The sequence below is a fragment of the Variovorax sp. J22G73 genome (assembly GCF_030317035.1).
GTDB lineage: Bacteria > Pseudomonadota > Gammaproteobacteria > Burkholderiales > Burkholderiaceae_C > Variovorax.
Window position 1 is genome coordinate 161,899 of the sequence record NZ_JASZYK010000011.1, and the last position, 12,660, is coordinate 174,558.

13 protein-coding genes are annotated in these 12,660 nt (G+C 68.2%); 10 read left to right on the forward strand and 3 right to left on the reverse strand.

Translation table 11 applies throughout. The annotated features are described in order from the left end of the window. Nucleotides 1–7: 7 nt before the first annotated feature. From QTI51_RS30275 to QTI51_RS30285, 3 genes are read left to right on the forward strand one after another with little or no spacing between them, the layout of a single operon-like run. Nucleotides 8–1,222, forward strand: coding sequence for an SAM-dependent methyltransferase (locus tag QTI51_RS30275; protein WP_116910392.1), 1,215 nt, complete (start codon nt 8–10; stop codon nt 1,220–1,222). 16 nt (nt 1,223–1,238) lie between these two features. Then, nucleotides 1,239–2,546: an MFS transporter gene (locus tag QTI51_RS30280; protein WP_116910393.1), complete on the forward strand. Its 1,308-nt coding sequence runs from the start codon at nt 1,239–1,241 to the stop codon at nt 2,544–2,546. 5 nt (nt 2,547–2,551) lie between these two features. Next, nucleotides 2,552–3,337: an SDR family NAD(P)-dependent oxidoreductase gene (locus tag QTI51_RS30285; RefSeq protein ID WP_116910394.1), complete on the forward strand. Its 786-nt coding sequence runs from the start codon at nt 2,552–2,554 to the stop codon at nt 3,335–3,337. Nucleotides 3,338–3,405: 68 nt separating this feature from the next. Here QTI51_RS30285 and QTI51_RS30290 read toward each other — a convergent pair whose 3' ends face one another. Beyond that, nucleotides 3,406–4,017 (reverse strand): glutathione S-transferase N-terminal domain-containing protein, encoded by a 612-nt coding sequence (locus tag QTI51_RS30290; protein WP_116910395.1) that lies wholly within the window; start codon nt 4,015–4,017, stop codon nt 3,406–3,408. Between the two features lie 130 nt (nt 4,018–4,147). Between QTI51_RS30290 and purB the strand changes: the two genes are divergently transcribed. The 4 genes from purB (at nt 4,148) to QTI51_RS30310 (ending at nt 9,631) form a co-directional block, all read left to right on the forward strand. Further along, the gene (gene purB, locus QTI51_RS30295) at nt 4,148–5,527 is read left to right on the forward strand and encodes an adenylosuccinate lyase (RefSeq protein WP_116910396.1); all 1,380 of its coding nucleotides are present in this window, start codon (nt 4,148–4,150) and stop codon (nt 5,525–5,527) included. 145 nt (nt 5,528–5,672) lie between these two features. Beyond that, nucleotides 5,673–6,800 carry a PepSY-associated TM helix domain-containing protein gene (locus tag QTI51_RS30300; RefSeq protein WP_116910397.1) on the forward strand — a complete coding sequence of 376 codons (1,128 nt, stop codon included), beginning with the start codon at nt 5,673–5,675 and terminating at the stop codon, nt 6,798–6,800. 97 nt (nt 6,801–6,897) lie between these two features. Next, nucleotides 6,898–9,036, forward strand: a complete 2,139-nt coding sequence (locus tag QTI51_RS30305; protein WP_207786721.1) for a TonB-dependent siderophore receptor — start codon at nt 6,898–6,900, stop codon at nt 9,034–9,036. Between the two features lie 34 nt (nt 9,037–9,070). Then, nucleotides 9,071–9,631 (forward strand): YaeQ family protein, encoded by a 561-nt coding sequence (locus tag QTI51_RS30310; RefSeq protein ID WP_116910398.1) that lies wholly within the window; start codon nt 9,071–9,073, stop codon nt 9,629–9,631. Nucleotides 9,632–9,647: 16 nt separating this feature from the next. Here QTI51_RS30310 and QTI51_RS30315 read toward each other — a convergent pair whose 3' ends face one another. Continuing rightward, nucleotides 9,648–9,953, reverse strand: coding sequence for a putative signal transducing protein (locus QTI51_RS30315; RefSeq protein ID WP_116910399.1), 306 nt, complete (start codon nt 9,951–9,953; stop codon nt 9,648–9,650). A 2-nt stretch (nt 9,954–9,955) separates the two neighbouring features. Beyond that, complete coding sequence (locus tag QTI51_RS30320; RefSeq protein WP_116910400.1) at nt 9,956–10,435, reverse strand: DUF3717 domain-containing protein; 480 nt, start codon at nt 10,433–10,435, stop codon at nt 9,956–9,958. A 485-nt stretch (nt 10,436–10,920) separates the two neighbouring features. On the opposite strand from QTI51_RS30320, the gene QTI51_RS30325 reads away from it, so the two are divergent. The 3 genes from QTI51_RS30325 (at nt 10,921) to QTI51_RS30335 (ending at nt 12,643) form a co-directional block, all read left to right on the forward strand. Then, a complete protein-coding gene (locus QTI51_RS30325) occupies nt 10,921–11,667 on the forward strand; it encodes a TerC family protein (protein ID WP_116910401.1) in 747 nt (248 codons plus the stop codon). 72 nt (nt 11,668–11,739) lie between these two features. Further along, a complete protein-coding gene (locus QTI51_RS30330) occupies nt 11,740–12,204 on the forward strand; it encodes a hypothetical protein (RefSeq protein WP_116910402.1) in 465 nt (154 codons plus the stop codon). Nucleotides 12,205–12,289: 85 nt separating this feature from the next. After that, nucleotides 12,290–12,643, forward strand: coding sequence for a phage holin family protein (locus QTI51_RS30335; protein WP_116910403.1), 354 nt, complete (start codon nt 12,290–12,292; stop codon nt 12,641–12,643). Nucleotides 12,644–12,660 lie beyond the last annotated feature (17 nt).

Below are 12,660 nucleotides of genomic sequence, written 5' to 3' on the forward strand. Positions count from 1 at the left end.
TATTTCCATGACGTCCACCACCACGGCCACCCGCTTTTCGCTTCCCCAGGACGCGCCCGGTTCCGCACGCACCGTGCTCGGCCTGCTGCAGCGGCTGGCCTACGGCTCGCTCACCGTGCGCCTGCCGGACGACTCGGTGCGCCACTTCGGCGCCACGCCGGGCAGCGGCCCCACGGCCTCGCTCACGCTGCGCAACTGGAACGTGTGCCACGCGGCGCTGAAGTCGGGCGACATCGGCTTTGCCGAGAGCTACATCGCCGGCGACTGGACCACGCCCAACCTCACCGAACTCATCAAGGTGTTCATCGCCAACCGCCGCGCCATCGAGGACGTGGTGTACGGCAGCTGGTTCGGCCGGCTGGTGTACCGGGTGCGGCACATCATGAACCGCAACAGCAAGGCCGGCAGCTCGCGCAACATCCACGCGCACTACGACCTGGGCAACGCCTTCTACAAGCTGTGGCTCGACGAGACCATGAACTACTCGTCGGCCTGGTTCGAAGGCGACCTCGCCAAGCCGATGCCCGTGGCGCAACGCGCCAAGGTGCGCCGCGCGCTCGAGCTGGCGGCGGTGAAGCCCGGCGACCGCGTGCTCGAAATCGGCTGCGGCTGGGGCGCGCTGGCCGAAATGGCGGCCGCCGACTTCGGCGCCTCGGTGACAGGCGTGACGCTGTCCACCGAGCAGCTGGCCTTCGCCCAGAACCGCACCGCCGGCATGGGCGCCGACCTGCGGCTGCAGGACTACCGCGACATCCAGGACGCGCCCTTCGACGCCGTGTGCTCCATCGAGATGGTGGAGGCCGTGGGCCGCGAATACTGGCCGACGTACTTCCAGAGCGTGAGCCGGCTGCTGAAGCCGGGCGGGCGCGCCTGCGTGCAGAGCATCGTGATCGACGACCAGCTGTTCGACCGCTACATCGACTCGACCGACTTCATCCAGCAGTACATCTTTCCGGGCGGCTGCCTGCCGTGCCCGCGCGAGTTCCGCCGCGAAGCCGAGGCCGCGGGGCTGGACGTGATCGACGAATTCGCCTTTGGCGCCGACTACGCCGAAACATTACGCCGCTGGCGCGAGAGCTTCCTGGCGCAGCGCGCCCACATCCTGCAGCTGGGCTTCGACGAGCGCTTCATGCGCATCTGGGAGTTCTACCTGGCCTACTGCGAGGCCGCGTTCTCGCAGGCCAACATCGACGTGGTGCAGTACACGCTGCGCAAGCGCTAGCAGCGCGCGGCCTTCCGTGCCTCCTGTTTCTTCTTCCCGCTTCGGAACCCTCGACGGCCTGCGCTACGGACTGCTCGGGCTGCCGCTCGCGTTCGTTGCGCTGCCGCTGTACGTGCTGCTGCCGAACCACTACGCGCGCGCCTTCGGCGTGCCGCTGGCCACGCTGGGCGCGGTGCTGCTGGGCGCACGGCTGCTCGATGCGCTGGTCGACCCGCTGCTGGGGCGGTTGAGCGACCGGCTGCATGCGCGCTCGCCGCGGGCGGTGCTGGGCTTCGGCGCCTTCGCCGCGGGCGTGCTGCTGCTGGGCTTCGGGCTGCTGTTCTTTCCGCAGTTGCTGGTCGACCCCGCGCGCCACGGCGCGCTGCTGGTGGCGGCGGCCGTGCTGCTGGCGGTGACCTATGCGGGCTACAGCATGCTGAGCATCGCGCACCAGTCGTGGGGCGCGATGCTGGGCGGCGACGCGCTGCAGCGCGGGCGCATCGTGGGCTGGCGCGAAGGCATGGGGCTGGTGGGCGTGGTGCTGGCGTCGGTGGTGCCGACGGTGGCGGGCCTGCTGGCGATGGTGGCGCTGTTCGGCGTGCTGCTGGTGCTCGGCTGGGCGCTGTGGACGCAGGCGCCCCGACCGGTGCGCGGCACGGCGCCCCACGCGCCAGTCGACCTGCGCCTGCCGCTTCGGCGCCCCGCGTTCCGCCGGCTGCTCGCGGTGTTCGTGCTCAACGGCATCGCCAGCGCGGTGCCGGCCACGCTGGTGCTGTTCTTCGTGCAAGACCGGCTGCAGGCGCCGGCCTCGCTGGAGCCGGCCTTTCTCGGGCTTTACTTCGTGATGGCCGCGGCGTCGATTCCGGCGTGGCTACGCATCGTGCGGCGCTTCGGGCTGGCGCGCTCGTGGCTGGGTGGCATGTGCATGTCGGTGGCGGTGTTCGCCTGGGCCGGCGCCATGGGCGCGGGCGACGCGGTGCCGTTCCTGGTGGTGTGCGCGCTGTCGGGCTTCGCCATCGGTTCCGACCTGGTGCTGCCGGGCGCGATGCTGGCCGGCCTCATCGCCGAGGCGGGCGACCAGCCCCACGCCGGCGCCTACTTCGGCTGGTGGAACTTCGCGACTAAGCTCAACCTGGCGCTGGCCGCCGGGCTCGCCCTGCCCTTGCTCGGGCTGGCCGGCTACGTGCCGGGCGCGCGCGAAGCCGGCGCGCTGCAGGCGCTGTCGCTGGCGTACTGCCTGCTGCCCTGCGTGCTGAAGGTGGCGGCGGGGCTGGCGCTGTGGGCGCTGGTGATTCGCCCGTCCAACGACGCCTCTTCCTTGCCGCTGCCGAAAGTTTCTCCTTGAAGCCCATGAATCCACCACTGACCGACTGGCAGGGCAAGACGGCGTGGGTCGTGGGCGCCTCGTCGGGCATCGGCCGCGCGACGGTGCTGGCGCTGCTCGCGCGCGGGGCGCGGGTGGGTGTGTCGGCGCGCAACGGCGAGGCGCTCGACGAACTGGCGGCGCTGCACAACGAGGCCGGCCAGCCCCCGCGCGTGATCGTGCTGCCGCTGGACGTGCGCGACGCCGCCGCCGTGGCCACCGCGCACGCGCACCTGCGCGCGGCCACCGGCAGCGTCGACTTCGTGCTGCACAACGCGGCCATGTACGACGCCCTGCGCGCGGACGCCTTCGCGCTCGACACGATGCTGGCGCACCAGGAGGTCAACTACGTGGGCGCGCTGCACGTGCTGGCGGCCGTGCTGCCCGACTTCGTGGCGCGCAACGCGGGCCACATCGCCATCACCGGCAGCGTGGCCGGCTTTCGCGGCCTGCCGAAGAGCCTGGCCTACGGGCCCACCAAGGCGGCACTGGCCAACCTGGCCGAGGTGCTGTACGTGGACCTGCACGCGCGCGGCATCGGCGTGAGCCTGGTGCAGCCGGGCTTCGTCGACACCCCGCTCACGGCGAAGAACGACTTCAGGATGCCCGCGCTGATCACGCCCGCCGCGGCCGCCGACGCCATGCTCGAGGGCTGGCGCCGGGGGCATTTCGAGATCCACTTTCCGCGCCGGTTCACCTTCTGGATGAAGTTGATGCGGCTGTTGCCGTACCGGCTGTACTTTCCGGCGGTGGCGCGGTTCACAGGGCTCTAGAAACGACGAAGGCGCCGTGAGGCGCCTTGGTTCCGACTTTTCGGGGCTTCCGGAGCTTGCTGAGTTCTTCAGGGCTTGGTGTCGATGAAGCTAGGCCGCAGCATCAGCTTGTCGTACAGCTTCGCCAGGTTGCTGTAGTCGGCGCGCCAGTCGATCTCGGGGAAGCGCAGGTTCAGCCAGCCCAGCGTGCAGCCCACGGCGATGTCCGACAGGCTCAGGTGAATGCCGCTGCAGAAGGGCTTGTCGGCCAGGCCCTTGGCCATGGCGGCCACGCCGTCCTCGACCTTGGTGCGCTGGCGCTCGATCCAGGCGGCGCTGCGTTCGCCGTCGTTGCGCCCGGCCCAGGTGGCTTCCAGCCGCCAGAGCACGCCGGCGTCCATCACGCCGTCGGCCAATGCCTCCCAGGTCTTGACCTCGGCGCGCTCGCGGCCCTGCTGCGGGATGAGCTTGCCTACCGGAGACAGCGTGTCGAGATATTCCACGATCACGCGGGAGTCGAACATCGCCTCGCCGCCTTCCATGATCAGGCAGGGCACCTTGCCCAGCGGGTTGGAGCTGGAAATGGTGGTCTCGGCAGCCCAGACGTCTTCGATGACAAACTGGTAATCGAGCCGCTTTTCGGCCAGCACCACGCGCACCTTGCGCACATAAGGGCTGGCGGCGGATCCGATCAGTTTCATGAAGGCTCTCTCCCTAAGCGTGAAAACGTTTGTTAATAGTCATTTTAGGTGAACGGGAAAACCAGAGCCTCAAATCGAACCCCATGTGTAGGCAGCACCCCACGGACCGGCAGCCGCCTAAAATTCGGGCATGAGCTTTTCCACCGTTTCCGCCCTCTCCCCCCTTGACGGCCGCTATGCGGCCAAACTCGCGGCGTTGCGTCCGCTGATGAGCGAGCAGGGCTATATGCACCGGCGCGTGCAAGTCGAGGTGGCGTGGTTCATTGCGCTGTCCGACTGCGGCTTCGCCGAATTCAAGCCCCTCACGGGCGGCGCCCGCAAGTACCTGCTGGGCCTGGTCGCCCACTTTTCCGAGGCCGACGCGCTGGCCATCAAGGAAATCGAAAAAACCACCAACCACGACGTGAAGGCCGTCGAATACTGGATCAAGTCCAAGTTCGAAGCCCGCCCGGAGCTGCTGGCCGCCGCCGAGTTCGTGCACTTCGCCTGCACCAGCGAAGACATCAACAACACCAGCCACGCCCTGCAGATCCAGGCCGCGCGCGAGAAGGTGGTGCTGCCGGCCATCGACGGCCTGATCGCCAAGCTGCGCGAAATGGCGCACCAGTTCGCCAACGTGTCGATGCTCTCGCGCACCCACGGCCAGACCGCCAGCCCCACCACCGTGGGCAAGGAAATCGCCAACGTGGCGGTGCGCCTGTCGAAGGCCCGCGCGCAGATCGCCTCGGTGCAGCTGCTGGGCAAGATGAACGGCGCGGTCGGCAACTACAACGCCCACCTGGCCGCCTGGCCCGACTTCGACTGGGAAGCCTTCAGCCGCAAGGTCATCGAGACGCCCGCGCCGCTGGGCCTGGGCCTGAGCTTCCAGCCGTACAGCATCCAGATCGAGCCGCACGACTACATGGCCGAGCTGTTCGACGCGGTGGCCCGCGCGAACACCATCCTGGTCGACTTCTCGCGCGACATCTGGGGCTACGTGAGCCTCGGTTACTTCAAGCAGCGCCTGAAGAAGGGCGAGATCGGCTCGTCGACCATGCCGCACAAGGTCAACCCGATCGACTTCGAGAACGCCGAAGGCAACCTGGGCCTGGCCAACGCGGTGCTGCGCCACCTGAGCGAAAAGCTCCCCATCAGCCGCTGGCAGCGCGACCTGACCGACAGCACGGTGCTGCGCAACATCGGCGTGGCCTTCGGCTACGCCACGCTGGCCTACGCCAGCCTGGCCACCGGCCTGGGCAAGCTCGAGCTCAACGAGGAAGCGCTGGCCGAAGACCTCGACGCCTCGTGGGAAGTGCTGGCCGAACCCATCCAGACCGTGATGCGTCGCTTCGGCGTGCAGGGCGCGTACGAGCAGCTCAAGGAAGTCACGCGCGGCAAGACCGTGACGGCCGAGGCGCTGCACGGGCTCATTCGCTCGCTGGAGATCCCGGATGAGGAAAAAGCCCGCCTCCTGGCCATGACGCCGGCCAGCTACGTGGGCAAGGCGGCGGAGCTCGCCAGTAGAATCTAAGGCTTCGTGTACCGATACACCAGCCGCCTGAGGGCGGCTGTTTCACGTCGGTCACGGGCTTTTTTCAGCTTCCAGTTCCCAGCCAACGCCCGTCCAGGGCGCCAGCCAACAACCTGCTTTTCGGGACTCGCCGTCCCCGTTGGTCATGCGCGCGCCTTTGAGACGCCTCTGGCTCAAGATTCACCGCTGGGTCGGGCTCACGCTCGGGCCGGTGCTCGCCTTCGTGGCGCTACTGGGCGCGGTGTTGGTGGTGGGCTCGCCGATCGACCGCAGGGTGAATTCCGAACTCTTCGTCGCGCGCAGCAGCGGTGATGCCGTGGCGGCCGCGGCGGCGCTGCCGCTGGAGCCGCTGCGCCAGCGCATCGTGGCCGAGTTCGGCCCCGACACCAACATCACGCTGCGCCCGCCGCGCGCGCCTGACGAAACGCTCTGGGTGCTGGTGCGCGGCAAGTGGAGCGGCACGCTCTACCTCGACCCCGCCACCGGCGCCGAGCAAGGCCGGCGCGGCACCCAGCAGGGCGTCTACGCCTTCGTCTACAAGGTCCACAGCAGCCTGCTGCTCGACAGCACGGGCAAGGCCATCCTCGCGTTCGTGGCGCTGTCCTACCTGTCGCTGCTGGTGACGGGCCTGGTGCTGTGGTGGCCCGCGCGCTGGCCGCCGTCGCTGCGCATCGTGCTGAACCGCGGCCTGCTGCGCGGGCTGTTCGACCTGCACCGCACCGGCGGCGCGGTGCTCGGGCTGCTGATTGCGGTGTCGGTGGCCACGGGCGCCTACATGGCCTGGCGGCCGCTGGGCGGCTACATCTCCGCGGCGCTGGGGCAGCAGCCGGTCAAGGCGCCCACGATTCCCAAGGGCTCCGCCGACGGCCCGCGCATGCCGCTGGACGAGCTCGTGGCGCGCGCGCAGCAGGTGTTTCCGGGCCAGCCGATCGGCTACGTGCTGGTGCCGGGCAAGGCCGACCGGCCGGTGCGCGTGCGCTTTCGCCTGCCGGACGACCCGCACCCGAACGGCATCAGTTCGGCATGGCTCCACCCCGTGACCGGCGAGGTGCTGGCGGTGCGCAAGTGGCAGCAACTGGACACCGGCAACGGCATGGTGGCGGTGGTGTTTCCGCTGCACACCGGCGAGCTCGGCGGGGTGCTGCACGAAATCGTCACCGCGCTGCTGGGCCTGGCGCTCGGCGGGCTGGGCGTGAGCGGCGTGTGGCTCTGGTGGCGCCGGCGCGCCGAGCGGCGGCGGCTGGCCGCGCGACAACTGCATTCGACAACATAAAAGAGGGTTTCCTTTGATCTCGCACCAACACCATCACCCGAACCATCACCCGAACCACCAGCCGAACCAGCGCAGGCTCCGGCACAAGCGCACCGCCCTGGCCCTCGCGCTGCTGCCCCTGAGCCTGCAGGGCTACGCCGCAGAGGCAGAGCCCGCGGCCGAGCCGTCGGCATCGCTCGGCGCCATCACCGTCACCGGCGACTGGCTCGGCAGCCCCAGCGAGACGAAGGTGCTCGAGCACGCCGGCGCGCGGACCATCATCGAGCGCAAGCAGATCCAGGAAAGCGGCTCGGCCAGCGTGCGCGACGTGCTGCGCCAGGTGCCCGGCGTGCAGGTGCAGGAGAGCAACGGCACCGGCGGCAGCGACATCTCGCTGAACGTGGGCGTGCGCGGCCTCACCTCGCGGCTGTCGCCGCGCTCGACCATCCTGCTGGACGGCGTGCCGATGGCCTACGCGCCCTACGGCCAGCCGCAGCTGTCGCTGGCACCGCTGTCGCTGGGCAACCTGGAAGCGGTGGACGTGGTGCGCGGCGCGGGCTCGGTGCGCTTCGGACCCCAGAACGTGGGCGGCATCATCAACTTCGTGTCGCGCGCGATCCCCACGCAATTCACGGCGCAGGCCAGCGTGGGCGTCGAGAGCGCCAGCCACGGCGGCGGCACCAAGACCACGCCCAGCGTGTTCATCGGCGGCACCAACGAGAACGGCCTGGGCCTGGCGCTGCTGTACTCCGGCACGCACGGCGACGGCTGGCGCCAGAGCAACGACCACGTGAGCATCGACGACCTGATGCTCAAGGGCGCGTACCGCATCTCCAGGACGGACGACATCGCGGTGTCGCTGCATCACTTCGAGGGCAGCGGGCGCATGCCGGGCGGGTTGACCACGGCGCAGTTCGCGGCCAACCCGTTCCAGTCGGACCGGCCCTTCGACGAATTCACCGGGCGCCGCACCGACGGCTCGATCAAGTACACGCACAACGACGGCGTGAACAAGTTCGAGATGCTCACCTACTACACCGACTCGTTTCGCGGCAGCCACCTGGAGCAGGAAGGCACCGGCACCAGCGCCGGCCAGCGCCGCCTGACCTCGGCCCCGCGCGACTACAACACCTTCGCCATCGAGCCGCGCTACTCGCGCCTGATCGATTCGGGCAGCGTGGTGCAGGAGGTGAGCGTGGGCTACCGCTACCTGAAGGAAGAGGCCGCCGAAACCGCCACGCGCAGCGCCTACTACCGCCCGCGCGCGGGCTTCGACGCCTACGGCCTGGCCAACCCCGCGTACCAGAAGAGCAAAGGCGGCACGACCGCGCACGCGTTCTACATCGACGACCGCATCGACTTCGGCAACTGGACGATCACGCCCGGCGTGCGCCATGAATCGATCAGCTCGTTCAACAACGTGTACACGCTGGTCAACAACCGCATCACCAATGCGATCGCCCCGACCATCGACTCCGACGAGTGGCTGCCCACGCTGTCGGTGATGTACCGCATGAACGAGCGCTGGTCGCTGTTCGCGAACGCGGGCGTGTCCTTCGGGCCGCAGCAGTACGCGCAGCTGGCGCAGTCGACCACCAACCTGCACCCCGAGAAGGCCAAGACCTACGAGATCGGCACGCACTACAAGGGCGAGGCCTGGAGCGGCGAGCTCACGCTGTTCAACATCAACTTCGACAAGGAGCTGCAGCTGGCGCGCTCCATCACCGGCGACGTCGGCCAGTGGACCGACCTGGGCGCCACGCGCCACCGCGGGCTGGAGTCGGCGCTGCGCTACGACCTGGGCACGCTGAGCGACTCGCTCAAGGGCTTCTCGGTGTCGGGCACCTACACGTACACGCAGGCCACCTCCAAGGCCGGCGTGTTCGCGGGGCGCGACCTGCCGTTCTACTCGCGCCAGGTGGCGTCGCTGGGCGCGCGCTACGAGCGCGGGCCGTGGACCTTCAATGCCGACATCTACGCGCAGTCGAAGCAGCGCTCGCCCGGCTCGCCGGACGACGGCGCGCGCTACGTGACCATCGAGGACGCCACCGGCCGCCTGGGCAACATCCCCGGCTACGCCACCATGAACCTGCGCGCGGCCTACGACTTCGGCAAGAACATGAGCAACCTGAAGCTGGCCGTGGGCGTCAAGAACCTGTTCGACCGCCGCTACTTCAACCGCTCGGTGGACAACAACGGCGGCAAGTACGTGGGACAGCCCCGCACGGTGTACCTGCAGGCGTCGGTGGCGTTCTGAGGCCGGGGGTGCGCAGGCATACACTCGCGCACCCATGGCCCTCAAATCAACCATCTTCAAGGCCACCCTCGCGGTGGCCGACATCGACCACGGCTACTACGCCGACCACGCGCTGACCCTGGCGCGCCACCCCAGCGAGACCGACGAACGGATGATGATCCGGCTCGTCGCGCTCGCGCTCAATGCCCACCAGCTGCAGGACATCTGCCACGGCGACGGCACGCTGGCCTTCGGCGCCGGCCTGTCGAACGTCGAGGAGCCCGACGTGTGGCTGCGCGACTTCACCGGCGAGGTGAAGATCTGGATCGAGGTCGGCCAGCCGGAAGACAAGCCCATCATCAAGGCCTGCGGCAAGGCCGACGAGGTGATCGTGTACTGCTTCAACCACGCGGCCGAGATCTGGTGGCGTGGCATCGAGAACAAGCTCACGCGGCCGCAGAACCTGAAGGTCTACCGCGTGCCGACCGAGGCCTCGCAGGCACTGGCCGCGCTCGCGCAACGCAGCATGCAGCTGCAGGCGACCATCCAGGAAAACACGCTGACGCTGGGCGACGGCAAGAACAGCATCGACGTCGAGCTGCTGCGCTGGAAGTAGCTCCGCGCTGCCGGCGCTAGGCCGCCGGCATCATCTCGCCGCACTGCCAGCACTGCTCGAAGCCGCCTTCGACATGCTCGCCGCACACGCACAGCCAGCTGCGCTGCGGGCGGTGTTGCAGCTCGTGCAGCAGGCGCTGCGCCAGATCGAACTGGGTTTCGTCGTCGATCCAGATCTCGGGCAGGCACTGGTCGGGCGGCAACTGGCCCATGACCGCGCCGAGGAACTCGCGCTGCACCGTGGCGGCCACGCCCTCTTCGCGCAGGGCGTGCGCCCACACGGTCGCGATGGCGAGGTTGGGCGCTTGCGCGAGGCGGCGCATCGTCAGGGCGCCCAGTTCTTTTCGTCGTCGGGGTCGAACTCGGGCTCGGCGGCAGCGGGCGACGCGCCCTCTTCGCGTGTCTCGCGCGCCCGTTCGGCGTAGCGGTTGAAGCGCCAGGCCGAGTCTTCCATCGTGATGCGGCGCCACGTGGCGCGCTTTTCGACCGGGGTCATGGCGGGCCAGAGCTGCACCTCGTCGAAGCTGCGTCCGCAGCCCTTGCACTCGTCATCGCCCTGGCTGGTGGAGCAGATCGCGATGCAGGGCGTGTCGGGCGTGCTCTCGTACCAGGCCATCCAGGCGGCCCAGGCCCTGGGCGGAAAGCCGACCTCGGCGACCTCGTCCTCGTGATGGAAGACCATGAGCGCGTACACCTCCGCCAGCGCGCGCAATTCGGGGCCGAGCGTGACCCCGTCGGGCGAGGGCGTCTTCTCGCGCCAGTGGTTGATGGCGGCCTCGATGTCGGTGATGTGTATGGCGGCCATGGAACGTGAAAAAACAGCGGACGGCGATCATAGTCCGGCAAAGTCCCGAAGCGCCGAAGGGGCAAGATCGCTATGAAAAAAATAGCGACACAGCCACTGTTCATCGGCGTTTCCAAAGAGTTCTCTTCAAGCCCCTGAAAACTTTCGATTGCGCCGGCGCGGGCTTCGATGCTTTAATCCGCCCCACGAAGGGGAGTAGCTCCCGACCGCTGTTTACGGCAGCGCGAATCGCCAGGTCGTCAATACGAAGCAAAACACTTCCGGCCTGTCGGACAACGAACGTGCACTCGCGCGCGCGCTGTCGAGCAAGACCTTCGATTTGAACCTGTGCAGGTTTGGTCGAAGCGTTCGCAAGCTCCCGGTCCCCCGGTCTTCACCCCCGCTTTCGATCCTCCCCGCGCAGGATGAATCGAAACGCATCGGCATGCGCCTTCCGTCGTCACCCCTGAAGGGAGAGACAGGGGCGCGAAGACAAAGAGGAACTTATGGAAATGTTCATGGCCCCGGAATTCTGGGTCGCAGTCGGTCAGATCATCATGATCGACATCCTGCTCGGCGGCGACAACGCCGTCGTCATTGCGCTGGCGTGCCGCAAGCTGCCCGCGCACCAACGCACCAAGGGCATTCTTTGGGGCACCGCCGGCGCCATCATCCTGCGCGTCATCCTGATCTTCTTCGCGCTCACGCTGCTGGCCATTCCGTTCCTGAAGCTGGTCGGCGCCATCCTGCTGGTGTGGATCGGCATGAAGCTGCTGGCACCCGAGCACGACGACGCGCACGGCAACATCTCCGGCAGCGACAAGCTGTGGGGTGCCGTGAAGACCGTGATCATTGCCGACCTGGTGATGAGCGTGGACAACGTCATCGCCATCGCCGGCGCCGCACAGGGTGCGGGCGAAGGCCACCAGATGCCGCTCGTGATCTTCGGCCTGCTCGTGAGCATCCCGATCATCGTGTGGGGCAGCCAGCTGGTGATCAAGCTGATGGACAAGTTCCCGATGATCATCACGCTGGGCGGCATGCTGCTGGGCTGGATCGCCGGCACGATGGCCATGTCCGACCCCGCGCTGGCGAACACCGCCGCCTGGACCTGGGTGCCCAAGGTGCCGCAGACCGACGTCGTCAAGTACGGTGCCGGCATTGCCGGTGCGCTGCTGGTGCTGGCCCTGGGCAAGTGGGCGGCCGCACGCAATGCGCGCAACAAGCCGGCCACGGCCGTGGCCGCCGACTGAGCCGCAGGGCCTTTCGAGAAACTTCCTGCCCCGCAGAGCCTCTGTCACTCTAACTACCTGAAGGAGCACACCATGGAAAAGATCATTCTTTATGTCGACGACGTCACTTACGCCAGTGAGCAGTTCGCCGAACTTGCGCCGGACGCGAACAACGTCGTGGCGCGCCATTGGGTGCTCGTGGCCTGCGCGCCGCGCATGACGCATCGCATCAGCAAGTGGGTGAGCCACAGCGCGCGCGAGAACTGGCGCGCCAAGTGGTTCAGCAAGGTGCAGGCGCAGATGCTGCCGCTGCTGGAGCGCAACGGCGGCCAGGTGACCCCGGTGCTGGCCAAGGGCCCGCTGACCGAGCTCACGGCGCAGCTCAAGCGCGAGCACGCCGCGGTGCACGTGGTCGATGCGCGCCGCCCGAAGATCGGTGTCGACCTGGAGCCGGTCACGCCCGAGCAGAAGCCGGCCCACCAGACGGGCTGGGCCTTTCCCGGCGCCGTGATGGGCATGGGTGCATTGCTGGTGCTGGCGAACGAGCTGGCCGAGTAACACGGCAAGTTAACCCTCGACGAGCCCCGGTGCGGCAACGCACCGGGGCTCGTTGTTTTTCAGGCCCTGCGGTATCCTGCGCCGCATGCGCATCATCATCAAATGGCTGCTCAGCGCCGTCGCGCTGCTGGCGGTGGCTTATCTCTACAGCGGTGTCCAGGTCAACAGCTTCGGCTCCGCGCTGATCGCGGCCGCGGTCATCGGCCTGCTCAACATGATCGTGCGGCCGGTGCTGGTGGTGCTGACACTGCCCGTCACCATCGTCACGCTCGGGCTGTTCCTGTTCGTGATCAACGCGCTGCTGTTCTGGGCCGCGTCGGGGCTGCTGGGCGGCTTCCACGTCAACGGCTTCGTGGCCGCGCTGATCGGCTCGCTGCTGTATTCGCTGCTGGGGCTGGTGATCGAATCCGCGGTGGGCGGGCTGCTGTCCAAGCGCTGAGCCGCTCTGTCTACTTG